Genomic DNA, 24,094 nt, shown 5'->3' with positions numbered 1-24,094 from the left:
CCGCAACTCCCGCCCCCCGCTGCAACCCTGTTCCCCACCGTCAACATCGCACCGGCCACCGGCTGGCCCAAGGGGGTGATGCCTCAGGCAGCACCAGGCTTGCACGTGACCCGCTTTGCTGCAGGGCTGGACCACCCCCGATGGCTCTACGTACTGCCCAATGGCGATGTCCTGGTGGCGGAAACCAATGCGCCCGCCAAGCCCGAGGACAGTCGCGGCATACGTGGTTGGGCCATGGGGTTAGCCATGAAACGTGCAGGCGCAGCAGTGCCCAGCCGCAACCGCATCACGCTGCTGCGCGACGCCGACCATGACGGTGTAGCTGAAACCCGCACGGCCTTTATAGAAGGGCTCAATTCACCCTTCGGCATGGCGTTGGTGGGCAACGACTTTTACGTGGCTGATACGGACAAACTGCTGCGCTTTCACTACGAACCCGGTATGCAGCAGGTTGCGGGTGCAGGCGAGCTGGTGACCGAACTGCCTGCTGGCCCCTTGAATCATCACTGGACAAAAAACGTGATCGCCAGCCCGGACGGCAAACGGCTGTACGTGACCGTGGGCTCGAACAGCAACGTGGGCGAAAACGGTCTGGAGAAAGAAGCTGGACGGGCTGCGATTTGGGAGGTAGACCCGGCCACCGGCAAGCATTGGATCTATGCCAGCGGCCTGCGCAACCCTAACGGGCTGGCGTGGCAGCCAGGCAGTGGCGCCCTGTGGACCGCGGTCAACGAGCGCGATGAAATCGGCAGTGACCTGGTACCGGACTACATCACGTCTGTGAAAAAAGGCGGGTTCTACGGTTGGCCATACAGTTACTACGGGCAACATGTGGACAAGCGGGTGCAGCCGCAAGACCCTGCCAAAGTCAGCAAGGCAATAGCGCCCGACTACGCAGTGGGGCCCCATACCGCGTCCCTCGGGCTGGCCTTTGTCGACCAGGGTGTGTTGCCGTCGAGGTTTGGCCAAGGTGCCTTGGTAGGGCAGCACGGCTCGTGGAACCGGCGGCCCTACAGTGGCTACAAAGTCATCTTCGTACCGTTCGACAGCGCCGGCACACCGGCCGGCCCGCCCGTGGACCTATTGACCGGCTTCCTCGACCAGGCGGGTAACGCCATGGGCCGACCGGTCGGCGTCGTGCAGGACAGCCACGGTGGTGTGCTGGTGGCTGACGATGTGGGCAACAGCATATGGCGGGTCAGCAAAGCCCCCTGAGCATGCTCAGGGGTTTTGCGCCAGGTGTCCCTGCTGAATTACCCGCTTGGCCTGCAAGTAAGCCTTTGCCCAGTAGCTGTTGGACAGGTAGTCCAGGCGCACGGTGCCACCGGTGGACGGGGCGTGCACGAAGCGCCCGTCGCCCACATAGATGCCCGCATGGCTGACCTGCGACCCACCCCCTGTGGCGAAGAACACCAGGTCCCCGGACTGCAGGGACTTGGCATCTACCGTTGGCGCTTGCATGACGATCATCTCCCGCGTGGAGCGCGGCAGGCTGATACCGGCGGCATCGCGGTAGACGTACTTGATGAGGCCGCTGCAGTCAAAGCCAGAGTCCGGGGTGTTGCCGCCCCAACGGTAGGGCGTACCCACCAGGCCGATCGCGCGGATGAGCACGTCATCGGCGACGGGCGAAGCGCTTGGCTGGCTGTACACGACCCGTGGCTGAACCACCACCGGCGCAGGTGCCGGTGGCCGACTGGAGCAAGCAGCCAGAAGGGCTGCCAGGGAAAGCAATGCGAAGCGCGCCATCGTTGTCATGGCCAAAACATCCTGTCTGAGGTCGCTGGGCCGCAGCCGAAAAGAGTTGAGAACTTAGATTAGACGTTTTCTGTAAATGCGCACGGCGGCGAGCTTTTTTTGAAAAGCAACGCCGCCGTGGCAGGGTATATCACGTGCTCAGTTGCGCGCGATGCTGGTCGGCGCCATGGCCAAGGCACGCTTGGCTTCGATGAAGGTCTTGCTCCAGTAACGGTCACCGAGGCTGTCGATGCGTACGCCACCGCTGCGGCGGCTGCTGGAGTGGATGAACTGGTTGTCACCCAGGTAGATACCGGCATGGCTGACGCGGCCTCGGCCATTGGTGCTGAAGAACAGCAAGTCACCTGGCTTGAGCTTGTTGCGCGCAACCTTGGGTGCATCGACGTTGATCATTTCACGCGTTGAGCGTGGCAGGGTCATGCCAGCCTCTTCGCGGAACAGGTAGCCGATGAAACCACTGCAATCGAAGCCGGACTGTTCCGAGGTACCACCAAAGCGGTAGCGGGTGCCGATCAACGACATGCCGCGCTCCAGAATACTGTCGGCCAGAACCGGCAGTTGGTAGGGCTTGCTGCTGGAGAAAGCCTCCAGGTCATCTTCAGTGGCCACTTCTTGCGGTTCGCCGAACACCGACGACGACGAGGCTTTGGCCTTGATCGCCGGCTGTACGGCGACCGGGGTGTGATCCTGGGGCTGCGAATAAGAAGCTGGGCCTTGGGCCGCGCAGCCAAAAAGCAGGGTCACGAGTGCGAGTGGCACGAGGGGTGCGAAGCGCTTGAGCATGGGCACAACCGTGTCTGTAATCCTTTAGTGGGGTGGAACTATGCCCTCTATGATGGCGATTTGCAAATTTTATCGAAAAAGATGTGACTTTTCTGTGAGGCCGCTCTAGCCCAGCGTTTTCAGGGGGTTACCAGCCGAGGGTTTCTTTCAGAAACGGGATGGTGAGCTTGCGCTGAGCCTGCAGGGAGGCCTGGTCCAAGCGTTCGAGCAGGTCGAACAGCGCGCTCATGCTGCGCGCGCCACGGGTGAGAATGAAGTGCCCGACTTCATCGGTGAGGTGCAGACCCCGGCGCGATGCCCGCAGTTGCAAGGCACGCAGCTTGTCTTCGTCGGACAGCCCACGCATCTGGAACACCAGGGCAAGGGTGAGGCGCGACTTGAGGTCGGGGAGCTTGATGGGCAATTCGCGGGGGGAGGCAGACGCGGCCAGCAGCAGGCGGCGGCCGCTGTCACGCAGGCGGTTGAACAGGTGGAACATCGCCTCTTCCCAGTCCGGCTTGCCGGCGATGACATGCAGGTCATCGATGCACACCAGTTCGTACTGGGCGAGGTAATCGAGCAGCCCGATGCCGCGCTCCAGCAGTTGCGCCAGGGGCAGATACACCGCAGGCTCGCCACGTTGCTGAAAGCGGTGAGTGGCGGCCTGCAGCAGATGGGAACGCCCAACGCCCTGCTTGCCCCACAGGTAGATGAGGCTCTCGGTCCAGCCGGCGTCTGCTTCGCAAAGACGCTCGACATACCCCAGCGCCGCAGCATTGGCGCCCGGGTAATAGTTGATGAAGGTGGCGTCATCGCGCAGGCGCACACCCAGGGGCAACTGGATCGGTGGTTTCATGCTCGCGGGCGGTCGGCGGGACCACAGGGGCCTTTAGTGAACAGTCGGCAAAGTCTATACCTGCAACGCAGGGTGCACAATCACACCCGGGCAGAGTGCAAGCAAAATCAAAGGCTTGCAGCCTGCCACGGGCAAACTCGGCTACAGCTCAGGGTCGACGTCTGCGTCGTACATATCCGACTGCTTGTACAGGTCGTGCATATGCCGCAGCAGTACCATGATCACCGCTGCAACCGGCAACGCCAGCAACACGCCGGTAAAACCGAACAGTTCACCGCCAGCCAGGATCGCGAAAATCACTGCCACGGGGTGCAGGCCAATGCGATCCCCTACCAGCAACGGGGTCAGCACCATACCCTCCAGCGCCTGCCCCACCATGAACACCGCCACGATGCCGAGCATGGGATAAAGGTCGCCACCGAACTGGAACAACCCGGCCACCAGCGCTGCGCCAATACCGATAATGAAGCCCATGTACGGCACAATGGCCGCCAGCCCGGCCATCATGCCGATCAGCAGGCCCAACTCCAGGCCAACCAGCATCAGGCCGGCTGAATAGATGAAGCCCAGGGCGACCATCACCAGCAACTGCCCGCGTACAAACGCGCCCAGCACCTCATGGCACTCACCGGCCAGCTCGACGATTTTCGGTTCGTTCTGGCGCGGCAGCAGGCTGCGCAACTTGGCCATCATCACGTCCCAGTCGCGCAGCAGGTAAAAGCCCACCACCGGGATCAGCACCATGTTCGCCAGCCAGGCGATCAAGGCCAGGCTGGAGGCCGTTGCCTGGGACAGCACCACACCTACGATGTCGGTGGTCTGGCCCATGTGCGCGCCGATGGCCGCCTTGATCTTGTCGAACTTCCAGAAGCCATCTGCAAGCCCGAGGCGCCCCTGTACCCAGGGCAGTGCAACATGTTCAAGCCAGTCCAGCACCTGGGGCGCCAGCTCGTAGAGCCGAACCAGTTGCTTGGCCAGCATCGGGATCAGCACGAGCAGCAAGGCCAGCATTACCAAAGTGACAAGGCCGAACACCACAACCACGCCCCAGGTGCGCGACATGCCCATGCGCTCCAGGCGATCGACCAGGGGGTCTGCCAGGTACGCCAGCAGGATGCCGACCAGAAACGGGGTGAGGATATTGTGCAGGCTATACAGCAGCACGATGAGCAGCAGTGCCAAGCCCAGCCAGATCCAGCGACGCATGTCAGTCATGATGAAGCCTCTTACCAGCGGAAACGCAAGCCATCGAAAGATTTGGGCACTGCTGGGTCAGGGGCGGGCTGCCCTGCCGAGGCTGGCGGTGTGGTGCTGGCAGGCGCGGGGTCGGCCGGCAGCTCCTGCAGCCGCGCAAGACCCAGCTGGGCACGCAACTGCTCGCGGTTGGCCGTGACTGCATAGGTGAAGGTGGTACCTTCTGCCAGTTGCAGGTGAGCACCATAGGGTTCAAGGATGCGAGCCAGTTCGGCGTAGCGTTGCAGGTTCATGCCTTCTACCTGCATCAGCAACTGGCTGCTGGCACCGGGGCGGGTGACGTAGCGCGGCGCAAGGCGGTTACTCACCGCCAGCATCACGGCGTCAGCCAATGCCTCAGGGGCGGCGCCCTCGGCAGTACCCTGCTCGTGCTGGTCCCCCAGCCACAGCTGCCATTTGCCCTGCCACTTGCCGTCCGCTTCCTGGGCGTGAACGGCCAGCAAGGCGTCGGCACCGTACCGCTCGGACGCTTCGCGCAGGGGGCCGGGTTTGCTGGCGTCGATCTGTTTGGCGTTGGCCACCAACTGCTCTTGCAGGTCGGCCAGCGGCAGGCGCAAGGGCAGGCCACGGTGCTGGGCTGCCTGGCGCAAGGGCTGGGCGCTGGGCTGGCCATCGCCGACCAGGTTACTACCCTCGGCGCTGTCGTTCAGCCACCAGCCAAGGATAGACGGGCGGTTGCTGCCCCACAGTGCCAGGCCGGCCTTGCGCAGGGCACGTTCGGTACTGCCAGGGTCGAATTCGACCATCACCGATTCGGGCGGGCCTGCATCGCTGCCCACCTGATTGATGATTTGCTGTGGGTCCTTGCGCAACCCGGCAAGCCCGGGGCTCTGTACAGCCTTCGGGTCGCCGGTCAGGCGCAGTACCAAGGTATCGAAGGCTTGAGCGGTCGCCGCGTTACGCGCCTCGGCCCCCTGCCCTGCCACCTGCTCGCGCACCTGATAAAGGCCAGCGACGTTCTCAGCCTGGGCAACGCTTGCCATGAGCCCCAGACAACCCGCTACCAGAAAATTCAAGAAACGCATGAGGTATCCTTCTCGGACAGAGCGACGGCAAGCTGCAAGCTGCAAGCTGCAAGCTGCAAGCTGCAAGCTGCAAGCTGCAAGCAGGATGCGGTACGGGCCTGGCTTGAAGCTTGAAGCTTGAAGCTTGAAGCTTGAAGCTTGAAGCTTTCGAGACACCGCATCAACACCCCAAACGTTTTTTAGCAATTTCCCGCCCTGCCCGTCGGCGTGAGGATGGCCGCTGCCCGGCAACCCTGATAAAATCGCGCGCCTTCACAGACCACTGAAGTTCAGGCGGCCGCCATCAGGCAGCCAGCCCTGGCCATCACGGTCGTTTCTACGAATCCCTCCCTCTAAAGGCCTGGATCAATGAGCAAGCAACCCTCCCTGAGCTACAAGGACGCCGGTGTAGACATCGACGCCGGCGAAGCACTGGTCGAACGCATCAAGGGCGTGGCAAAACGCACCGCACGCCCTGAAGTCATGGGTGGCCTGGGCGGCTTCGGCGCCCTCTGCGAGATCCCGGCCGGCTACAAGCAGCCGGTGCTGGTCTCCGGTACCGACGGCGTCGGCACCAAGCTGCGCCTGGCACTGAACCTGAACAAGCACGACAGCATCGGCCAGGACCTGGTCGCCATGTGCGTGAACGACCTGGTGGTATGCGGCGCCGAACCGCTGTTCTTCCTCGACTACTACGCAACCGGCAAACTGAACGTCGACGTGGCCGCCACTGTGGTCACCGGCATCGGCGCCGGTTGCGAGCTGGCCGGCTGCTCGCTGGTCGGTGGTGAAACCGCCGAAATGCCCGGCATGTACGAAGGCGAAGACTACGACCTGGCCGGTTTCTGCGTGGGCGTGGTGGAAAAGGCCGAGATCATCGACGGCTCCAAGGTGGCCACGGGGGATGCCCTGATTGCCCTGCCGTCCTCTGGCCCACACTCCAACGGCTACTCGCTGATCCGCAAGATCCTCGAAGTATCGGCCACTGACGTCGAAAGCACCCAGCTGGGCGGCAAGCCCCTGACCGACCTGCTGATGGCGCCAACCCGCATCTACGTCAAGCCGCTGCTGCAGTTGATCAAGAACACCGGTGCAGTCAAGGCCATGGCCCACATCACCGGTGGCGGCCTGCTGGACAACATTCCACGCGTACTGCCGGCCAACGCCCAGGCAGTGATCGACGTGGCCAGCTGGCAGCGCCCGGCAGTGTTCGACTTCCTGCAGGAAAAAGGCAACGTCGACGAACACGAAATGCACCGCGTGCTCAACTGCGGCGTCGGCATGGTGATCTGCGTGGCGCAAGACCAGGTCGAAACCGCCCTGGCTGAACTGCGTGCCGCTGGCGAGCAGCCTTGGGTCATCGGCCACATCACCGAAGCTGCTGAGGGCGCAGCCCAGGTCGAGCTGCAAAACCTCAAGGCACACTGATGCCGAACGCGTTCTGCAATGTCGTGGTACTGCTGTCGGGTTCCGGCAGCAATCTGCAGGCCCTGATCGACAGCTGCCAGGCCCCGGGTAACCCAGTGCGCATCTGCGGGGTGGTTTCCAACCGTGCCGATGCCTTTGGCCTGCAGCGCGCCGCCGCGGCGGGCATCGAACATGTCGTGCTCGACCACACCCAGTACGAAGGCCGTGAGGCCTTCGACGCTGCGCTGATGGCGTGCATCGACGGTTTCGAACCCCACCTGGTGGTGCTGGCTGGCTTCATGCGTATCCTCAGCGGCAGCTTTGTGCGCCATTACCAGGGGCGTCTGGTCAACATCCATCCGTCCCTGTTGCCCAAGTACAAAGGCCTGCATACCCATCGCCGGGCGCTGGAAGCCGGTGATGCGGAACACGGTTGCAGTGTGCATTTCGTGACCGAGGAACTCGATGGGGGGCCACTGGTCGTACAGGCTGTTGTGCCCGTAGCCGCCGATGACACCGTCGAAACGCTGGCCCAGCGGGTGCACTGTCAGGAACATCTGGTCTACCCCCTGGCAGTGCGCTGGTTTGCCGAAGGGCGCTTGCGTCTTGGCGAACAAGGTGCATTACTGGATGGCCAGCCCCTGTCGGCCAGCGGTCACTTGATTCGATCCTAGGAGATTTTATGCGTCGTGCCTTGCTCTTGGCTCTAGCCGTGCTTGCCCTGCCCCTACAGGCAGCAGACTTGAAGCCGTTTTCGGCCAGCTACACCGCCGACTGGAAGCAGTTGCCCATGAGCGGTACCGCTGAACGTAGCCTGGTCAAGAATGCCAATGGCACGTGGAGCCTGAACTTCAAGGCGTCCATGATGATTGCCAGCCTGACCGAGCAGAGCACACTGCGCCAGGACAACGATACCCTGCTGCCCCAGCAGTACCACTTTGAACGGGGTGGCCTGGGCAAGGCGAAGAAGGTCGACCTGAACTTCGACTGGGCCGCCAAGAAGGTGACCGGTACCGACCGTGGCGATGCCATCACCCTGCCGCTGAACCGCGGCGTACTCGACAAGTCGTCGTATCAGCTGGCGCTGCAGCATGATGTGGCCGCGGGCAAGAAGAGCATGACCTACCAGGTGGTCGACGGCGACGAGATCGACACCTACGACTTCCGCGTACTGGGCACCGAAAAGGTCACCACCAAGACCGGCCAGGTGGATGCGGTCAAGGTCGAGCGGGTACGTGACCCCAGCCAGAGCAAGCGCATCACCGAGCTGTGGTTCGCCAAGAACTGGGATTACCTGCTGGTGCAACTGCGTCAGGTCGAAACTGACGGCAAGGAATACGTGATCGTGCTGCAGGATGGTACGGTCGATGGCAAGGCAGTAAAGGGTAACTGAGCCGGGCTTGTCTTGAGTGACTGGAGCCCCGCCTTGCGCGGGGCTTTTTTATGGGACGATGCTGGGGCGGGCGCCGAAGCGCCACAAGCAGGCTTCATGAAACTTGTTTCATGGCGATTTTATTTACTTAGCCTGCTAACAAACTCTATAAAGGGGGTGTGCGACACACTGTCGCAGCCAACTGAAAATGTGGAGTTTACCGATGACAGTCCAAGTAACCGAACGCGACGAATCGAAAATGTCCCATGAAGGCCTGGCCGCTGGCGTGCGGATCTGGGACGTGCACCAACAAGGTCAACTGGTTGGGATGTTCCATAACGAACACGAAGCACAGCAGTACCGCGTCGAGCTGGAAGACCAGGAAAAGCAGCGCACCACGCAATGACCCCTCTTGAACGAAAAACCCCGCCAAGGCGGGGTTTTTGCTGTTACCACATCAGGTCATCCGGGATCTTGTAGGCCGCATACGGGTCATCATCGTCGGCTTCCTCCACATGGGTGTTGAGCAGCAACACCCGGTGCGGGTCGCGCTCCTGGATCTTCAGTGCCGCTTCACGCGGAATCACTTCGTAGCCGCCCCCATGGGACACTACCGCCAGCGCACCATTGCTCAGCTTGCTGCGCATCAGCGCATTGACCGCAATGCGCTTGACCTTCTTGTCATCGACGAAGTTGTAGTAGTCCTCGGTGGTGAGCTTCGGCAGGCGGGTGGCTTCGATCAACTGCTTGATCTGCGCGGCACGGGCTTTCTGCTCGGCCTTTTCCTGCTGCTGGCGGTTGAGCTCCTGGTCACGCTTGGCCTTCTCGGCCATCGCTTCCTTGGCTTGGCGCTGCTGGGTGTCGTCTACCTCTACCTGGCCTTTGTGTTCCAGGCGTTTTTGTTTCTTCTCAGCCTTGTTGGCCTGGGAGACCTGTTTCTGGTTGACCAGACCGGCTTTGAGCAATTGGTCGCGAAGGGAAAGGCTCATGAATGTTCACTCACTTATGCAACAGCTCAGCCGCAGCTGGGCAGGTTCTTTTCCTGACGCTTGGCTTCACCCCAAAGGGCGTCAAGCGCGTCAAGGTTACACTCTTCAATAGGGGTGCCACTGCCGCGCAATGCCTGCTCGATAAAACGGAAACGTCGCTCGAACTTGCGGTTGGCGCGGCGCAGGGCATTTTCCGGGTCTTGCTTGAGGTGCCGCGCCAGGTTGACGGCAGCGAACAACAAATCGCCCACCTCGTCTTCCAACGCATCGGCGTCACCGTCGGCCATGGCCTGCAACACTTCATCCAGTTCTTCACGCACCTTGTCCAGCACCGGCAACGCTGCCGGCCAGTCGAAGCCAACCGTGGCGGCGCGCTTTTGCAGTTTGGCTGCCCGGGACAGGGCCGGCAAGGCTGACGGCACGTCATCGAGCAGCGACAGCTGCTCGGGCGTGCTTTTCTCGGCCCGCTCCTCGGCCTTTATCTCCTCCCAACGGGACTTGACCTGGGCCTCGCTCAGGCTGGGGGTATCCAGCGGCGCATAAAGCTCGCCGGTAGGGAATACATGCGGGTGGCGACGAATCAGCTTGCGGGTGATGCTGTCGACCACGCCATCGAACTCGAAACGCCCCTCCTCCCGGGCCAGCTGGCTGTAGTAGACCACCTGGAACAGCAAGTCGCCCAGCTCACCTTGCAGGTGCTCGAAATCACCGCGCTCGATGGTGTCGGCGACCTCGTAGGCCTCTTCGAGGGTATGGGGGACGATACTCGCGTAGTTCTGCTTGAGGTCCCATGGGCAACCGTACTGCGGGTCGCGCAGGCGGGCCATGAGGTGCAGCAGGTCTTCGAGGGTGTAGGTCATGTAGGCAGGTCCTTCGGCGGTGGCTTCTTCGCGGGTAAACCCGCTCCTACAGGATGGATACAGGTTTTGAAATCTGTACGTTACCTGTGGGAGCGGGTTTACCCGCGAAGCAGGCGCCGCGGTCTCAAGGGGTACGATTACGCCGCGTCTCGATGATGTTCGGCAACTGCGAGATCCGCCCCAGCAGGCGCCCCAGCGCGTCCAGGCCTGGAATCTCGATGGTCAGCGACATCAACGCGGTATTGTCTTCCTTGTTGGAGCGGGTGTTGACCGCCAGCACGTTGATCTTCTCGTTCAGCAACACCTGGGACACATCGCGCAGCAGGCCCGGGCGGTCATAGGCGCGGATGACGATGTCCACCGGGTAGGTTTGCACCGGGATCGGGCCCCAGCTCACCTGGATCATGCGCTCGGGCTCCTTGCCCGCCAGTTGCAGCACCGATGCACAGTCCTGGCGGTGGATGCTCACGCCACGGCCCTGGGTGATGTAGCCAACGATGGCATCGCCCGGCAGCGGCTGGCAGCAGCCTGCCATTTGCGTCAGCAGGTTGCCGACGCCCTGGATCTGGATATCGCCACGCTTGCCACCGCGCGGCCCGCTCGGTTTGCGCGGGACCAGCTCGATCTGCTCGATGCGCTCGGGCTCAAGCAGTTGCTGGGCAGCATTGACCAGGTGCGCCAGGCGCAGGTCGCCGGCACCCAGTGCCGCGAACATGTCTTCTGCCGTCTTCACGTTGGTCTTGTCGGCCAGGCGCTCGAAGTCCACCTGAGGCAGGCCCAACCGGCTTAGCTCACGCTCAAGCAGGGTCTTGCCGGCGGCGACGTTCTGGTCACGTGCCTGCAGCTTGAACCAGTGCACGATCTTGGCCCGCGCCCGTGAAGTGGTCACGTAGCCCAGGTTCGAGTTCAGCCAGTCGCGGCTCGGGTTACCGTGCTTGCTGGTGATGATCTCGACTTGCTCGCCGGTCTGCAGGCTGTAGTTGAGCGGCACGATACGCCCGTTGATCTTGGCACCCCGGCAGTTGTGGCCGATCTCGGTGTGCACCCGGTAGGCGAAGTCCAGCGGCGTGGCGCCTTTGGGCAGGTCGATGGCGTGGCCGTCCGGGGTGAACACGTAGACCCGGTCCGGCTCGATATCCACCCGCAGTTGTTCGGCCAGGCCGCCGATATCACCCAGCTCTTCGTGCCATTCCAGCACCTGGCGCAACCAGGAAATCTTTTCTTCGTAATGGTTGGAGCCAGACTTTACGTCGGTGCCCTTGTAACGCCAGTGGGCGCACACCCCCAGCTCAGCCTCTTCGTGCATACCGTGGGTGCGGATCTGGACCTCGAGGACCTTGCCCTCAGGGCCGATTACCGCCGTATGCAGCGAGCGGTAGCCGTTTTCCTTGGGGTTGGCGATGTAGTCGTCGAACTCCTTGGGGATGTGCCGCCACAACGTATGCACGATACCCAGCGCGGTGTAGCAGTCACGAACCTCCGGCACCAGTACACGTACGGCACGCACGTCGTAGATCTGGCTGAACTCGAGGCCCTTGCGCTGCATTTTGCGCCAGATGGAATAGATGTGTTTCGCCCGGCCGCTGATATCGGCGTTCACGCCCGTGGCCAGCAGCTCGTTCTGCAACTGGTTCATCACATCACTGATGAAGCGCTCGCGGTCCAGCCGACGCTCGTGCAGCAGCTTGGCGATCTGCTTGTATTGATCGGGCTCGAGATAACGGAAGGACAGGTCCTCGAGTTCCCACTTGATGTGGCCGATGCCCAGGCGGTGTGCCAGGGGGGCATAGATGTCGAACACCTCGCGGGCAACCCGCAGGCGCTTCTCGTCGTCGGCACCCTTGACTGCACGTATCGCGCAGGTGCGCTCGGCCAGCTTGATCAGCGCCACGCGCACATCGTCGACCATGGCCACGAGCATCTTGCGCAGGTTCTCGACCTGCGCCTGGGAGCCCAGCACCAGCGACTGCCGGGGGCTGAGGCTGGCGCTGATCGCAGCCATGCGCAGCACGCCGTCGATCAGCTTGGAAACCACCGGGCCGAAGCGCTGGCTGACCTCGGCCAAGGTCACCTTGCCCTCACGTACCGACCGATAGATGACCGCTGCCACCAGGGAGTCCTGGTCGAGCTTGAGGTCCGCGAGGATCTCGGCGATTTCAAGCCCGGCCTGAAAGCTGGAGGTACCGTCTGCCCAGGAATGCTTGGCAGGGTTGCCCTTCTTCTCGACGTCCAGGGCAAACTCGCAGGCGTCTTTCAGCGCAGCGCGGTCCAGTGCCGAATCGACGCTCACCACGTGGTCCAACCACCCTTCGAGATTGATACTGCCGTCGGTGTTGACCGGCTGGTGCACTCTCACCTGTACCATCTTTGTTCTACCTTTCCATACAGCGCACCCCACGGATGCACTGGCAATCACCGCACGGCTGCCAATCCTTGAAAGCCGTACCAAGGGGCCAGCAGCATGCTAGCCCGCTTCGAATAACGCCATGGCCTCGACATGTGCCGTCTGAGGAAACATGTCGAGAATCCCGGCCCTTTTTAACCGGTACCCCTGCCCAACCAGCACCTGCGCGTCTCGCGCCAACGTTGCCGGGTTGCACGATACATAGACCAGCCGTTTGGCCTTGAGGCGGGCGATGCCTTGCACCACCTCGAATGCACCGTCACGCGGTGGGTCCAAGAGTACCGCAGAAAAGCCTTCGGCGGCCCATCCGGAGCCGGCCAAAGGCTGCGATAAATCGGCCTGAAAAAACCGTGCGTTATGCACATTGTTGCTTCGGGCGTTGGCGGCGGCCCTGTCGACCATGGCCTGCACGCCTTCAACTGCTACCACCTCACGCGCCTGGCGGGCCAGTGGCAGGGCGAAATTGCCCAACCCGCAGAACAGGTCCAGCACCCGCTCGTCAGCCTGCGGTGCCAGCCAGGCCAGGGCCTGTTCGATCATCGCCGTGTTGACCTGGGCGTTGACCTGCACGAAGTCCCTTGGTCGCCAGGCGAGCTCCAATTGCCAGGGCGCTAAGGCAAAGCCCAAGGGTGCACCCTGCACCACCGGGGCAGGCTCATCCTCCCCCTGCAGCCACAACTGAGCGCTGGCCTGCTCGCAGAAGGCCTGCAACCGAGCCAGGTCTTCGGCAGGCAACGGCGCCACATGGCGTACCAGCACCGCCTCGGCAGTGCCGCTGAACAATTCCACATGCCCCAGCGCCTGCGGCTTGCCCAGCGAGCGCAGCACGGTTGGCAGATGCCGCAGAATCGACTGCAAGGGCTGTACCAGCACCATGCAATCGTCGAGGGCGACGATGTCCTGGCTGGCTTCGGCGCGCAACCCCACCTCCAGGTGCCGCGCCTTCACGTCCCAGCGCACGGCCACCCGCGCACGGCGCCGGTAGCCGAACTCCGGCCCGCTCAGCGGCGCCGCCCACTGCTCGGGCTGCACGCCGGCCACCCGCTGCAACTGTTCGGCCAGGGTGCGCTGTTTCAGCGCCAGCTGCGCCGCATGGGGCAGGTGCTGAAGGTTGCACCCGCCGCAGCGGGCATAGTGCCGGCACGGCGCCTCGCGGCGCTCGGGGCTGGCTTGCAGCAGCCGCTCCAGGCGCGCGTCCACCACCTTGCCGCGGGCACTGAGCACCCGCGCCTCGACCACCTCACCTGCCAGGGCGCCACTGACGAACCAGGTACGCCCGTCATGAAAGGCAATGCCTCGGCCGTCGCCGGCCAGGCGCTCCACGGTTAATTGCTGCTTCTTGCCCACAGGTACCTGGGGGCTGCGGTTACCGCCGGCTGGCTGGAAGCGCAGGCCGCTGTTGCTCTTTTTCTTGGACATTTAGCTGTGATCGAACAGGCCAGTGGACAGGTAGCGGTCGCCACGGTCGCAGATGATCGCGACCAGGGTGGCATTTTCCACTTCGCGGGACAGACGCAGCATGGCGGCCACCGCACCACCGGAGGACACGCCGCAGAAAATGCCCTCTTCGCGGGCAAGCCGGCGCATGGTCTCTTCGGCTTCCTGCTGGGACATGTCGACGACGCGATCAACCCGGGCGGCATCGAAGATTTTCGGCAGGTACTCTTCTGGCCAACGGCGGATACCGGGGATGGCAGAGCCCTCCATCGGTTGCAGGCCGACGATCTGCACCGCCGGGTTCTGCTCCTTGAGGTACTGCGAGCAGCCCATGATGGTACCGGTGGTGCCCATGGAGCTGATGAAATGGGTAATGGTGCCCTGGGTCTGCTGCCAGATTTCGGGGCCCGTGCTGTTGTAGTGGGCAATCGGGTTGTCGCCGTTGGCGAACTGGTCCAGCACCAGGCCACGGCCTTCGGCCTGAAGCTTTTCGGCCAGGTCCCGGGCACCCTCCATGCCTTCTTCCTTGGTCACCAGGATCAGCTCGGCGCCGTAGGCGGTCATGGCGGCCTTGCGCTCGGCGGTGGAGTTGTCGGGCATGATCAGGATCATCTTGTAACCCTTGATCGCTGCCGCCATCGCCAGGGCGATACCGGTATTGCCGGAGGTGGCTTCGATCAAGGTGTCGCCGGGTTTGATCTGGCCGCGCAGTTCGGCCCGGGCGATCATCGACAGCGCCGGGCGATCTTTCACCGAGCCGGCAGGATTGTTACCTTCAAGCTTGAGCAGGAGGGTATTGCTGGTTTGGCCAGCCAGGCGCTGCAGGCGAACCAGAGGCGTATTGCCGACGCAATCGGCGATGGTTGGGTACTGCAAGGTCATGGTGTGCTTCACAATCCAGGCGGCAGGGGCGCCTATCATACCGGCAAACCCTTGCGCGCCATATCACGCAATCTGTGGTGCATATAGCTACACGCTATATCAAATGCCCAGTCATTGATTTCGGCCTGGCGCATGCGCTGGCAAGCGCAGCCACAGGCGCAACCCACGCGGCCCATTGCGCGCCCACAGGGTGCCGCCCTGGCGCTGGATGGCACTGCGGGCGATGCTAAGGCCCAGGCCAAAGCCGCCGTCACCGGGCCGCGAGCCATCCAGCCGGGAGAACGGCGCGAAGATGCGCTCCAGGTCCTGTTCGGCCACTCCGCCACCTTCATCTTCAAGCCACAGCCACCAGAACCCCGCCTCCCTGCGCCCACCCAGACGCACTACCCCCTCGGGGGGCGAGTGACGAATGGCGTTGCGCAGCAGGTTCTCCAGCGCCTGGGCCAGATAATTGAGGTTGCCCTGCACCCAGCAGCCCGCGGGCACCTCACAGTGCAGGCGGGCGGGTGACCAGCCGCACTCGTAGCAGGCGTTCTCGGCCAGCAGGTCCCACAGCGCCTGCACCTCGATGGGCTCCAGGTTCATCGGCGCGCGCTCGGCGTCCTGCCAGGCCAACTGCAAGGTGCCTTCGACCAACTGCTGCATGCAGTCCACTTCTCGCCTCAGGCGCTCGCGCAACCCCTGTAGCTCGGGCTCGCTGTCGCAGGCCACGCGCAAGCGGCTCAGGGGCGTGCGCATCTCGTGGGACAGGTCACGCAGCAACTGCTGCTGGATAGCCACGGTGCCTTGCAAGCGTTCAGCCATCTGGTCGAATGCCCGCGCCAGTTCGCCCAGTTCGTCGTGACGGGCCAGTAGGCGTGGTGCCAGGCGTGCCGACAGCTGGTCGGCGCGCCAGGCATTGGCCTGCTCGCGCAGTTGGTTCAGCGGCACGATCAGCATGCGGTAAAGGCCCACGCACAGCAGCAGGGTGAACAGCCCGGGGATGATACCGTTGGTGAGGATGCGCCACAGCAGCAGGTACTGGCCTGGGTTGAAGCGCTGTGGCAGCTCGATGACCAGCATGGCCTGCTCTGCGGCGCCCGGGAACGGAACACGCATCCACGGCTGGTCGACGCTGCGCCTGCTCATGGGCCAGTCAACCCCCCGCAGGCGGGTCAGGCGCTGCAGGGCTTGTGCATCGAGCGTGGCGCTGTCCAGCGGCCGCAGGTTGGCATCCAGCACACCCACCCAGCCGTGCTCACGCCGGTGCATCTGCGCCACCCAACGGTCCAGGCCCTCACGCCCACCGCTGCGCCAGGCGTGCTCAGCTTCGGCCGCATAGGCGCGCAACGCTGCACGCGCAGGCTCGTCGAGGTAGGCGTTGCGGGTTTCCATATGCCGGCCCCAGGTGAAGCTGAGCCCGATCATCAGCAGGCAGAAGCCCACCAGCAGAATGGCAAGCTTCCAGAACAGCGAGTGCCGGTCGAGCACGGCCTACTGCACCTCAAGGGCGCTGAGCACGTAGCCTTTGCCCCAGACAGTACGGATCTGCCGCCCTTCGTAGCCGATGCCCTTGAGCTTGCGGCGCAGCTGGCTGACGTGCATGTCGAGGCTACGATCATGCTGCGAATAGCCCCGCTGCAGCACCTGTTGGTACAGGAAGGGTTTGCTCAGCACCTCATCGGGGTTACGGGTCAGCATTTCCAGCAGCCGGTATTCGCTGGGTGTCAGGCCCGCCGCGCAGCCGGCCAGGCGAACGTCCAGGTGCGCCTCGTCGAACTCCAGTTCGCCCCGATCCGTATGTTGTAGCTGCGGCCGGTGGCAGCGCTCCAGGCGCACGCGGCGCAGGATCGCTTCGATACGCACCTGCAATTCGTCCATGCTGAACGGCTTGGGCAGGTAGTCGTCCGCGCCACGCTTGAAACCGACGATACGGTCAGCCTCGGCGCCCAGCGCCGACATCAGGATGACCGGCGTGGCGCCCTGCCTGCGCAGCTGGGTCAGGGCTTCCAGCCCGTTGAGCCCGGGCAGCAGGATGTCGAGCAGCACGACATCGAAGACCCGGCGGCTGGCCGTTTCCAGGCCCTCCAGGCCATTGCGGCACCAGGTGACCTGAAAGCCGCCGCGCTGCAATTGCTCGTGGAGGTAGGCGCCCAGTACAGGGTCGTCTTCGATGGCAAGGATGGCGGGGCTGGGCGTCGCTACAAGATTCATTGGCAACTGCCATTTATTCTCAATTGCCAGATTATTCAGCATCCCGTAGGCGACAGGCAACTGCATCCCGTGCAGCTTGGCCACAGAAGGCAAAAACACCGACTAAACAGGTGCATTAGCCTGGCAGGCGGAGTAACGTCGCCCCTTGGCCGTCATACGCGACGGTGTCCAGGCACATGACAGGAGGCGGTGTGCTCGATCGTTTGGGGATTCGCAGCCGGGTGCTTCTGCTGGCCTTGCTGCCGGCCGGGCTGATGGCGCTGGTACTGGGCAGCTACTTTACCTGGCTGCAACAAAGCGACCTGCGTACGCAGTTGCTGCAACGCGGCAAGATGCTCGCCGAGCAACTGGCGCCTTTGGCGGCACCCGCCATGGCGCGGCCGGCGCCCGCGCAACTTGAACGCATCGCTGCCCAGACCCTGGAGCAGCCCGACGTGCGTGCCGTCGCCTTCCTCGCCCCGGACCGCACACGGCTGGCCCATGCCGGCCCCAGCATGCTCAACCAGCCCCCCAGCGGCGGCAGCGGCACGCAGCTGCTGCAACGCACGGGCAACGACGCCACCCGTTACCTGATGCCGGTCTTCGGCCACCATCGTGACCTGGCCACTGAAGCGGTGCCGGCCGAAGCCGAACGCTTGCTGGGCTGGGTAGAGATCGAACTGTCCCACGACGGCACACTGCTACGGGGCTACCGCAACCTGTTCACCACCCTGCTGCTGATCCTCGCCTGCCTGGTACTCAGCGGGCTGCTGGCACTGCGCATGAGCCGTGCCATCAACCACCCTATCGAACGCATCAAGCATGCAGTCAACCAGCTCAAGGACGGGCACCTGGAAGAACGCCTTCCGGCCATGGGCAGCCATGAACTGGATGAACTCGCCCGGGGCATCAACCGCATGGCCGAAACCCTGCACAATGCCCATGAAGAGCTGCAGCACAGCATCGACCAGGCCACCGAGGACGTACGCCAGAACCTTGAAACCATCGAGATCCAGAACATCGAACTGGACATGGCGCGCAAGGAGGCCCTGGAGGCCAGCAGGATCAAGTCGGAGTTCCTGGCCAACATGAGCCACGAAATCCGCACCCCGCTCAATGGCATCCTGGGCTTCACCCATCTGCTGCAGAAAAGCGAGCTGATGCCGCGCCAGGTGGACTACCTGAACACCATCGAAAAATCTGCCGACAACTTGCTGGGCATCATCAACGAGATTCTCGACTTCTCCAAGATCGAGGCCGGCAAGCTGGTGCTCGACAGCATTCCGTTCAACCTGCGCGACCTGATCCAGGACACCCTGACCATCCTGGCCCCGGCCGCCCACGCCAAACAGCTGGAGCTGCTGTGCCTTATCTACCGGGATACGCCATCGTCGCTGATCGGTGACCCGCTGCGGCTCAAGCAGATCCTCACCAACCTGGTCAGCAATGCCATCAAGTTCACCCGCGAAGGCACGATCGTGGTCCGCGCCATGCTCGAAGACGAACACGAGGACAGCGCGCAGTTGCGCATCAGTGTGCAGGACACCGGCATCGGGTTGTCGCCCCAGGATGTGCGCACCCTGTTCCAGGCCTTCAGCCAGGCCGACAACTCACTGGCCCGGCAACCCGGCGGCACCGGCCTGGGCCTGGTGATTTCCAAACGCCTGATCGAGCAGATGGGCGGCGAAATTGGCGTTGACAGCACGCCTGGGGAAGGCTCGCAGTTCTGGATAAGCCTGAACCTGCCCAAAGCCCACGACGATGTCGAAGCGCTGCCGCTGCAACCCTTGCTCGGCCGCCGGGCCGCCATCGTCGATGGCCATGAACTGGCGCGCCAGGCACTGGACCACCAGTTGCAGGACTGCGGGCTGAGCGTCAGCCAGTTCGCGTCCTACGATCAGCTGGTGCAGGCAGTGCAGGCCGCGAGCCAGGCGGGGCAGCCGTTCGACTTCGCGGTGATGGGCGCCAACCTGGGCACCCTTTCGCCCGAGCAACTGGGCGAGTACTACCAGCAACTCGAACGCCACCACTGCCAGTGCGTGGTGCTGTGCCCCACCACCGAGCAAGCGCTGTATCACCCTTACCTGTCCAACGGGCACGGCCAACTGCTGTCCAAACCCTCCTGCACCCGCAAACTGCGCCGCTTGCTGCTGGAGATGGTGCAACCGCGTCGGCCGCAAAATGAAACCAGCCCACTTCACGGCCAACACCAGCCAAAGATTCTCTGCGTGGACGACAACGCGGCCAACCTGCTGCTGGTGCAGACTCTGCTCGAGGACCTGGGCGCCAGGGTGGTGGCGGTCGACAACGGCTACGCTGCCGTTCAGGCCGTACAGGACCAACCCTTCGACCTGGTGCTGATGGACGTGCAGATGCCCGGCATGGATGGCCGGGCCTGCACCGAACAGATTCGCCTGTGGGAAAACACCCAGAGTGGCAACCCACTGCCAATCGTCGCCCTTACCGCCCACGCCATGGCCAACGAAAAACGCGCCCTGCTGCACGCCGGCATGGACGACTACCTGACCAAGCCGATCAGCGAGCGGCAACTGGCCCAGGTGGTGATGAAGTGGACCGGGCTCAGCCTGGGTTCGCCCCAGCAGGCCCAGGCCGAGCTGCCACCCAACGCCGATGAACTGAAGGTGCTGGACCACGAAGAAGGCCTGCGCCTGGCGGCCGGCAAGGCAGACCTGGCAGCAGACATGCTGAGCATGCTGCTGGCCGCGCTGGATGATGACCGCAGGGCCATACGCGCTGCCCGCGATGCCCAGGACCGCACTGCGCTGATCGAACAGGTGCACCGTTTGAACGGCGCCTCCCGTTATTGCGGTGTGCCGCAGCTACGGGCGGCCTGCCAGCGCAGCGAAACCTTGCTGAAGCAGGACAGTACACAGGCAACCCAAGCCCTGGATGAACTGGACAGCGCAATCGTTCGCTTGGCTGCACAGGCCCGGTCGACCGGCTGAGGTTAATTGCCGACGGGCAGCATTCCACGCCGTTGGCCACGGACACACAAGGAGCCAGACATGCGTGCACTGCTGTTCAGTTGCCAGCATTACGATCAGGAGAGTTTTTCGCGGGCCGCCCAGCATTACGGTGCGGATCTGCACTTCCAGCCCGCCCGCCTGACCCTCGACACGTCTACCCTGGCACAAGGGTATGAGGTGGTTTGCGCATTCATCAATGACGAGCTGGCTGCGCCGGTGCTCGAACGCCTGGCAAGCGGTGGCACGCGCCTGATCGCCCTGCGCTCTGCCGGCTACAACCATGTCGACCTGGCCGCCGCACGGCGCCTGGGCCTGGCCGTGGTACGTGTGCCGGCCTACTCGCCCCACGCCGTGGCCGAACATGCGGTAGCGCTGGTATTGGCGCTGAACCGCCGGCTGCACCGCGCGTATAACCGCACCCGTGAGGGAGACTTTACCCTGCATGGCCTGACCGGTTTCGACCTGCACGGTAAAACCGTCGGCGTGGTTGGCACCGGGCAGATCGGCGCCGCCTTTGCCCGTATCATGGCTGGCTTCGGCTGCCAGCTGCTGGCCTACGACCCGTACCCCAACCCTGACCTACTGGCCTTGGGCGCTCGCTATCTACCGCTGCCCGAGCTGCTGCACGAGGCCCATATCATCAGCCTGCACTGCCCGCTGACCGAAGGCACCCACCACCTGATCAACGCCCAGAGCCTGGCGCAGTTGCAGCACGGCGCCATGCTCATCAATACCGGGCGCGGCGCATTGGTGGACACCCCAGCGCTGATCGACGCGCTGAAAAGCGGCCAGCTCGGTTACCTGGGCCTGGACGTGTATGAAGAAGAAGCCCAGCTGTTTTTCGAGGACCGCTCCGACCTGCCGCTGCAGGATGACGTATTGGCGCGGCTGCTGACGTTCCCCAACGTGATCATCACGGCCCACCAGGCCTTCCTCACCCGTGAGGCACTGGCGGCCATTGCCGAGACCACGCTGGAAAACATCAACCGCTGGGCGGCGGGCAATCCGCAGAACCTGGTGGTGGGTTAGTGCTAGGATACGCGGCATTTCTGGAGGACCCATGGTCGAACACGATTTCCGCTACACGCTTTTCAACCCGCAACACACCCTGATCGAGTGCCGCGCACTGGTGCCGGGCCGCTATCAGGTCACAGGCAACGGCGGCTCGATGCACAAAGGCGACACCTTGCTGGTGACCCTCAAGGGCAGCAAGGACCTGTCCATGCGCTTGGCCGTCGAAAGCGTACGCCACCTGATCAACCCACGCGGCCAATGGGTCGCCGTGGCCAGCGGCCCAGCGTTCAACGAACTGGAAATCCTCAACTGGCAGGTTGAGTGCAACAGCTGCGCGGCAGTACTGGATTTCGAATTCGCCGTGGACGCCAAGCAGGGCAAGAAAGCCCGCCAGCCTGCTGCCAGTGCCCGTATCGCCGAGCTGGGCTGGGTAAGCCGCGACGAGAAGCACCTGTGCCCGCGTTGCCAGGGGGTTGCCCAGTGAAAAACCTGCTGACCGGCGTGCTGATCGCCACCGGCCTGCTTGGCTGCGCCGCACAGCCTGCCAAGCTGCAACAGGAGCGCAGCTATGTGCTTGAGTGGATCGGCGAGCGCCCACTGATCGACGACAGCCACCTGACCCTGACCCTGGCCAGCGACGGCCGTGCCTACGGCAACGCCGGGTGCAACCACTGGTTTGCACCCTACACCCTTGACGGTGAGCGCCTGAGCTTCGGCCATGTGGGCAAAACCCGCAAGCTGTGCGCACCCGCCTTGATGGAGCAGGAAAAGCGCTTCCTGCAGGCGCTGGAAACAGTCCAGCGCTGGGACATGTCCCCTGTGGACCAGCTGCGCCTGTGGCCTGCCGAGGGCAAGCCGCTGCGCTTGTGGCCCGAGGAAGGGTGATGGGTGGTGGGCCGCACGCTGAGCGGTGCTCACGCGTGCCGGCTCGGTAATGCGCGGCCCGCCCGATTTACGCGCCCTTCAACGCCTTGATCTTCGCCTGCAAGCCCTCCAAGGTCTGCTCGCCCAGCAGTTGCTCGCGCACCTTGCCCTTGTCATCGATGATGTAGGTCACCGGCAGCGCCTCGCTGCGTGGCAGGTCATAACGCTCGGCCGGGTCCTGGGCCAGTACGGTGAAACCAATACCCAGGGTGTCGGCTGCCTGCTTCAGGTCCTGGCCCTGCAAGCCATCGAAGTTCACCCCCACCACCCTGACACCGTCAGCCGCCCACTGCTTGGCCGCAGCGTTCAGTTCAGGGATTTCGGTACGGCACGGCCCGCACCATTCTGCCCAGTAGTTGAGCACCAGCCAGTGGCCGTCAAGCTGCTCGGCCTTCACTGCATTACCGTGTTGGTCCACGCCATAATCGGCACCGCAACCACCGAGCAACAAGCTTGCGGTGATGGCCAGTACTGCTGCCAGACGCCTTGCCATGGGTCAATCCTTCTCGAGTTTTAGAGCAAATGGGGCGGTCGCTGCGGTTAGAATAGCCGCCACACCCTGCTGGATGCGACCCCACATGACCGACCTGACGCTCTATCATAACCCGCGCTGCTCGAAATCCCGCGCCGCCCTGGAACTGCTCGAGGCCCGCGGCCTGGCGCCCACCGTGGTGCGCTACCTGGAAACACCTCCCGATGCTGCCACCTTGCGGGCCGTACTGGGCAAGCTGGGCATTGGCGCGCGCGGGCTGCTGCGCACCGGCGAAGACGAATACAAACAGCTGAACCTGGCCAACCCCGCACTCACTGACGCACAACTGGTCGAAGCCATGGTCAGCCACCCCAAGCTGATCGAGCGGCCCATTCTGGTGGCCGGCGACAAGGCCGTGATCGGCCGCCCACCTGAGCATGTGCTGGAGATTTTGCCGTGAGCGAACCCTACATCCTGGTGCTCTATTACAGCCGCCATGGCGCCACCAGCGAGATGGCCCGGCATATCGCCCGTGGCATCGAACTGGCAGGCCTGGAGGCGCGCCTGCGCACCGTGCCGGCCATCTCCACCGAGTGCGAAGCGGTAGCGCCCGACATCCCAGCCAGCGGCGCCCTGTACGCCACCCTGGACGACCTGCGCCACTGCGCCGGCCTGGTGCTGGGCAGCCCTACCCGCTTCGGCAACATGGCAGCACCGTTGAAATACTTCCTCGATGGCACCAGCAGCCTGTGGCTGGGCGGTGAACTGGTGGGCAAGCCCGCTGGTGTGTTCACCTCCACCGCCAGCTTGCACGGCGGCCAGGAGACCACCCTGTTGTCGATGATGCTGCCACTGATGCACCACGGCATGCTGGTGATGGGGCTGCCCTACAGCGAGTCGGCACTGCTGGAAACCCGTGGCGGTGGCACCCCCTATGGTGCCAGCCATCATGCTGGCGCCGACGGCAAGCGCGAGTTGGACACCCACGAAATCGCCCTGTGCCGTGCCCTGGGCCAACGTCTGGCGACCACTGCCAAGGCCCTGGAGGCTGCGCGTGGCTAGGAAGCCCAAGGTGCTGCCGCCGCTGGAGTGGCTGGCGCCGCGCCTGCGCCTGGCGCGGGCAACGAGCCTGGCACTGTTCTTCGGCCTGATCGCCCTGCTGGTGGTGAACAACCTGTGGTTCGCCAACCTCCACGGCGCGCGAGTCGGCGTGATCCTGGCGATTGAGCTGATCCCGTTGCTGTTGCTGCTGCCCGGCATGCTGCTAGGCAGCGCACGGGCCCATGCCTGGACATGCTTCGTGGTGAACATCTACTTCATCAAGGGCGTACTGGCCGCGTTCGACCCGGGGCGGGCGGTGTTTGGCTGGGCCGAAGTGCTGATCAGCCTGGGGCTGTTCATTGCCGCGTTGCTGTTTGTGCGCTGGAAATTCCAGCATGAGCGGCGCATGGCGGGTGAAGGGGGATAAGGTCGGGGGGGGGGGGGGGGGGGCCCCCCCCGCGGGGGGGGGGGGGGGGGGGGGGGGGGGGGGGGGGGGGGC

General features: G+C 63.7%; 25 protein-coding genes. 12 read left to right on the top strand and 13 right to left on the bottom strand.

Annotated elements, in window-relative coordinates; translation table 11 throughout:
• Positions 1 to 1,215: PQQ-dependent sugar dehydrogenase (locus IAE38_RS21625; protein ID WP_201219191.1), on the top strand; the 1,215-nt coding region annotated here is incomplete at its 5' end.
• 6 nt (positions 1,216 to 1,221) lie between these two features.
• Here the strand turns inward: IAE38_RS21625 and IAE38_RS21620 are convergent.
• The 5 genes from IAE38_RS21620 to IAE38_RS21600 all read right to left on the bottom strand — a co-directional run bounded on the left by IAE38_RS21620 (position 1,222) and on the right by IAE38_RS21600 (position 5,655).
• Complete coding sequence (locus tag IAE38_RS21620; RefSeq protein ID WP_028635050.1) at positions 1,222 to 1,758, bottom strand: C40 family peptidase; 537 nt, start codon at positions 1,756 to 1,758, stop codon at positions 1,222 to 1,224.
• Positions 1,759 to 1,896: 138 nt separating this feature from the next.
• Positions 1,897 to 2,541, bottom strand: a complete 645-nt coding sequence (locus tag IAE38_RS21615) for a C40 family peptidase (protein ID WP_028635049.1) — start codon at positions 2,539 to 2,541, stop codon at positions 1,897 to 1,899.
• A 127-nt stretch (positions 2,542 to 2,668) separates the two neighbouring features.
• The gene (gene hda / locus IAE38_RS21610; protein WP_060481729.1) at positions 2,669 to 3,376 is read right to left on the bottom strand and encodes a DnaA regulatory inactivator Hda; all 708 of its coding nucleotides are present in this window, start codon (positions 3,374 to 3,376) and stop codon (positions 2,669 to 2,671) included.
• A gap of 141 nt (positions 3,377 to 3,517) precedes the next feature.
• Positions 3,518 to 4,591, bottom strand: a complete 1,074-nt coding sequence (locus IAE38_RS21605; RefSeq protein ID WP_201164772.1) for an AI-2E family transporter — start codon at positions 4,589 to 4,591, stop codon at positions 3,518 to 3,520.
• A gap of 11 nt (positions 4,592 to 4,602) precedes the next feature.
• Positions 4,603 to 5,655, bottom strand: a complete 1,053-nt coding sequence (locus IAE38_RS21600) for a DUF2066 domain-containing protein (RefSeq protein WP_201164771.1) — start codon at positions 5,653 to 5,655, stop codon at positions 4,603 to 4,605.
• A gap of 348 nt (positions 5,656 to 6,003) precedes the next feature.
• Between IAE38_RS21600 and purM the strand changes: the two genes are divergently transcribed.
• The 4 genes from purM (at position 6,004) to IAE38_RS21580 (ending at position 8,819) form a co-directional block, all read left to right on the top strand.
• The gene (gene purM / locus IAE38_RS21595; RefSeq protein WP_201164770.1) at positions 6,004 to 7,062 is read left to right on the top strand and encodes a phosphoribosylformylglycinamidine cyclo-ligase; all 1,059 of its coding nucleotides are present in this window, start codon (positions 6,004 to 6,006) and stop codon (positions 7,060 to 7,062) included.
• Positions 7,062 to 7,715 (top strand): phosphoribosylglycinamide formyltransferase, encoded by a 654-nt coding sequence (gene purN / locus IAE38_RS21590; protein WP_028635044.1) that lies wholly within the window; start codon positions 7,062 to 7,064, stop codon positions 7,713 to 7,715. The genes purM and purN overlap by 1 nt, the downstream gene beginning before the upstream one ends.
• 8 nt (positions 7,716 to 7,723) lie before the next feature.
• Positions 7,724 to 8,434, top strand: coding sequence for a DUF3108 domain-containing protein (locus IAE38_RS21585; protein ID WP_060481733.1), 711 nt, complete (start codon positions 7,724 to 7,726; stop codon positions 8,432 to 8,434).
• A gap of 202 nt (positions 8,435 to 8,636) precedes the next feature.
• Complete coding sequence (locus IAE38_RS21580; RefSeq protein WP_028635042.1) at positions 8,637 to 8,819, top strand: hypothetical protein; 183 nt, start codon at positions 8,637 to 8,639, stop codon at positions 8,817 to 8,819.
• A 43-nt stretch (positions 8,820 to 8,862) separates the two neighbouring features.
• On the opposite strand, the gene IAE38_RS21575 is transcribed toward IAE38_RS21580, so the two are convergent.
• From IAE38_RS21575 to IAE38_RS21545, 7 genes are all read right to left on the bottom strand, one after another.
• Entirely contained in the window at positions 8,863 to 9,402 is a 540-nt protein-coding gene (locus IAE38_RS21575; protein ID WP_201164769.1) for a DUF2058 domain-containing protein, read from the bottom strand.
• Between the two features lie 26 nt (positions 9,403 to 9,428).
• On the bottom strand, positions 9,429 to 10,262 hold the full coding sequence (gene mazG / locus IAE38_RS21570; RefSeq protein WP_201219190.1) for a nucleoside triphosphate pyrophosphohydrolase: 834 nt from the start codon (positions 10,260 to 10,262) through the stop codon (positions 9,429 to 9,431).
• A gap of 124 nt (positions 10,263 to 10,386) precedes the next feature.
• On the bottom strand, positions 10,387 to 12,627 hold the full coding sequence (relA, locus tag IAE38_RS21565; RefSeq protein WP_028635039.1) for a GTP diphosphokinase: 2,241 nt from the start codon (positions 12,625 to 12,627) through the stop codon (positions 10,387 to 10,389).
• Positions 12,628 to 12,726: 99 nt separating this feature from the next.
• Positions 12,727 to 14,085, bottom strand: a complete 1,359-nt coding sequence (rlmD, locus tag IAE38_RS21560; RefSeq protein ID WP_201219188.1) for a 23S rRNA (uracil(1939)-C(5))-methyltransferase RlmD — start codon at positions 14,083 to 14,085, stop codon at positions 12,727 to 12,729.
• Entirely contained in the window at positions 14,086 to 14,985 is a 900-nt protein-coding gene (gene cysM, locus IAE38_RS21555) for a cysteine synthase CysM (protein WP_028635037.1), read from the bottom strand. It lies immediately after the preceding gene.
• A 111-nt stretch (positions 14,986 to 15,096) separates the two neighbouring features.
• The gene (locus IAE38_RS21550) at positions 15,097 to 16,455 is read right to left on the bottom strand and encodes a sensor histidine kinase (protein ID WP_201219187.1); all 1,359 of its coding nucleotides are present in this window, start codon (positions 16,453 to 16,455) and stop codon (positions 15,097 to 15,099) included.
• A 3-nt stretch (positions 16,456 to 16,458) separates the two neighbouring features.
• The gene (locus IAE38_RS21545; protein WP_201219186.1) at positions 16,459 to 17,178 is read right to left on the bottom strand and encodes a response regulator transcription factor; all 720 of its coding nucleotides are present in this window, start codon (positions 17,176 to 17,178) and stop codon (positions 16,459 to 16,461) included.
• A 191-nt stretch (positions 17,179 to 17,369) separates the two neighbouring features.
• Between IAE38_RS21545 and IAE38_RS21540 the strand changes: the two genes are divergently transcribed.
• From IAE38_RS21540 to IAE38_RS21525, 4 genes are read left to right on the top strand one after another with little or no spacing between them, the layout of a single operon-like run.
• Complete coding sequence (locus IAE38_RS21540) at positions 17,370 to 20,123, top strand: response regulator (protein ID WP_201164764.1); 2,754 nt, start codon at positions 17,370 to 17,372, stop codon at positions 20,121 to 20,123.
• Between the two features lie 60 nt (positions 20,124 to 20,183).
• Complete coding sequence (locus IAE38_RS21535; protein WP_201219184.1) at positions 20,184 to 21,173, top strand: 2-hydroxyacid dehydrogenase; 990 nt, start codon at positions 20,184 to 20,186, stop codon at positions 21,171 to 21,173.
• A 31-nt stretch (positions 21,174 to 21,204) separates the two neighbouring features.
• Positions 21,205 to 21,642, top strand: coding sequence for a hypothetical protein (locus IAE38_RS21530; protein WP_201219182.1), 438 nt, complete (start codon positions 21,205 to 21,207; stop codon positions 21,640 to 21,642).
• Positions 21,639 to 22,043: an META domain-containing protein gene (locus IAE38_RS21525; protein WP_201219181.1), complete on the top strand. Its 405-nt coding sequence runs from the start codon at positions 21,639 to 21,641 to the stop codon at positions 22,041 to 22,043. The genes IAE38_RS21530 and IAE38_RS21525 overlap by 4 nt, the downstream gene beginning before the upstream one ends.
• A 67-nt stretch (positions 22,044 to 22,110) precedes the next feature.
• Here the strand turns inward: IAE38_RS21525 and IAE38_RS21520 are convergent, their stop codons facing one another.
• Complete coding sequence (locus tag IAE38_RS21520; RefSeq protein WP_201164760.1) at positions 22,111 to 22,575, bottom strand: TlpA disulfide reductase family protein; 465 nt, start codon at positions 22,573 to 22,575, stop codon at positions 22,111 to 22,113.
• Between the two features lie 85 nt (positions 22,576 to 22,660).
• Between IAE38_RS21520 and arsC the strand changes: the two genes are divergently transcribed.
• From arsC to IAE38_RS21505, 3 genes are read left to right on the top strand one after another with little or no spacing between them, the layout of a single operon-like run.
• The gene (gene arsC, locus IAE38_RS21515; protein WP_028635029.1) at positions 22,661 to 23,014 is read left to right on the top strand and encodes an arsenate reductase (glutaredoxin); all 354 of its coding nucleotides are present in this window, start codon (positions 22,661 to 22,663) and stop codon (positions 23,012 to 23,014) included.
• The gene (gene wrbA / locus IAE38_RS21510; protein WP_028635028.1) at positions 23,011 to 23,616 is read left to right on the top strand and encodes an NAD(P)H:quinone oxidoreductase; all 606 of its coding nucleotides are present in this window, start codon (positions 23,011 to 23,013) and stop codon (positions 23,614 to 23,616) included. Before arsC ends, wrbA begins: the two co-directional genes overlap by 4 nt.
• Positions 23,609 to 24,022, top strand: a complete 414-nt coding sequence (locus tag IAE38_RS21505; RefSeq protein WP_201164758.1) for a DUF2069 domain-containing protein — start codon at positions 23,609 to 23,611, stop codon at positions 24,020 to 24,022. The genes wrbA and IAE38_RS21505 overlap by 8 nt, the downstream gene beginning before the upstream one ends.
• The last annotated feature ends 72 nt before the right edge of the window (positions 24,023 to 24,094 follow it).

Source organism: Pseudomonas sp. S32, assembly GCF_016648095.1.
GTDB classification, from domain to species: domain Bacteria; phylum Pseudomonadota; class Gammaproteobacteria; order Pseudomonadales; family Pseudomonadaceae; genus Aquipseudomonas; species Aquipseudomonas parafulva.
Note: the sequence above shows the minus strand (reverse complement) of the source record. Positions and strands in the feature narration are given on the sequence as shown.

What these genes read in the sequence shown, in the direction of transcription:
- IAE38_RS21620 (WP_028635050.1), bottom strand. Translation starts at nt 1,758, where the DNA reads ATGACAACGATGGCGCGCTTCGCATTGCTTTCCCTGGCAGCCCTTCTG.
- hda (WP_060481729.1), bottom strand. Translation starts at nt 3,376, where the DNA reads ATGAAACCACCGATCCAGTTGCCCCTGGGTGTGCGCCTGCGCGATGAC.
- IAE38_RS21530 (WP_201219182.1), top strand. Translation starts at nt 21,205, where the DNA reads ATGGTCGAACACGATTTCCGCTACACGCTTTTCAACCCGCAACACACC.
- IAE38_RS21605 (WP_201164772.1), bottom strand. Translation starts at nt 4,591, where the DNA reads ATGACTGACATGCGTCGCTGGATCTGGCTGGGCTTGGCACTGCTGCTC.
- arsC (WP_028635029.1), top strand. Translation starts at nt 22,661, where the DNA reads ATGACCGACCTGACGCTCTATCATAACCCGCGCTGCTCGAAATCCCGC.
- purN (WP_028635044.1), top strand. Translation starts at nt 7,062, where the DNA reads ATGCCGAACGCGTTCTGCAATGTCGTGGTACTGCTGTCGGGTTCCGGC.
- IAE38_RS21615 (WP_028635049.1), bottom strand. Translation starts at nt 2,541, where the DNA reads ATGCTCAAGCGCTTCGCACCCCTCGTGCCACTCGCACTCGTGACCCTG.
- IAE38_RS21535 (WP_201219184.1), top strand. Translation starts at nt 20,184, where the DNA reads ATGCGTGCACTGCTGTTCAGTTGCCAGCATTACGATCAGGAGAGTTTT.
- IAE38_RS21520 (WP_201164760.1), bottom strand. Translation starts at nt 22,575, where the DNA reads ATGGCAAGGCGTCTGGCAGCAGTACTGGCCATCACCGCAAGCTTGTTG.
- rlmD (WP_201219188.1), bottom strand. Translation starts at nt 14,085, where the DNA reads ATGTCCAAGAAAAAGAGCAACAGCGGCCTGCGCTTCCAGCCAGCCGGC.
- IAE38_RS21545 (WP_201219186.1), bottom strand. Translation starts at nt 17,178, where the DNA reads ATGAATCTTGTAGCGACGCCCAGCCCCGCCATCCTTGCCATCGAAGAC.
- IAE38_RS21600 (WP_201164771.1), bottom strand. Translation starts at nt 5,655, where the DNA reads ATGCGTTTCTTGAATTTTCTGGTAGCGGGTTGTCTGGGGCTCATGGCA.
- purM (WP_201164770.1), top strand. Translation starts at nt 6,004, where the DNA reads ATGAGCAAGCAACCCTCCCTGAGCTACAAGGACGCCGGTGTAGACATC.
- mazG (WP_201219190.1), bottom strand. Translation starts at nt 10,262, where the DNA reads ATGACCTACACCCTCGAAGACCTGCTGCACCTCATGGCCCGCCTGCGC.
- IAE38_RS21575 (WP_201164769.1), bottom strand. Translation starts at nt 9,402, where the DNA reads ATGAGCCTTTCCCTTCGCGACCAATTGCTCAAAGCCGGTCTGGTCAAC.
- IAE38_RS21585 (WP_060481733.1), top strand. Translation starts at nt 7,724, where the DNA reads ATGCGTCGTGCCTTGCTCTTGGCTCTAGCCGTGCTTGCCCTGCCCCTA.
- relA (WP_028635039.1), bottom strand. Translation starts at nt 12,627, where the DNA reads ATGGTACAGGTGAGAGTGCACCAGCCGGTCAACACCGACGGCAGTATC.
- cysM (WP_028635037.1), bottom strand. Translation starts at nt 14,985, where the DNA reads ATGACCTTGCAGTACCCAACCATCGCCGATTGCGTCGGCAATACGCCT.
- IAE38_RS21580 (WP_028635042.1), top strand. Translation starts at nt 8,637, where the DNA reads ATGACAGTCCAAGTAACCGAACGCGACGAATCGAAAATGTCCCATGAA.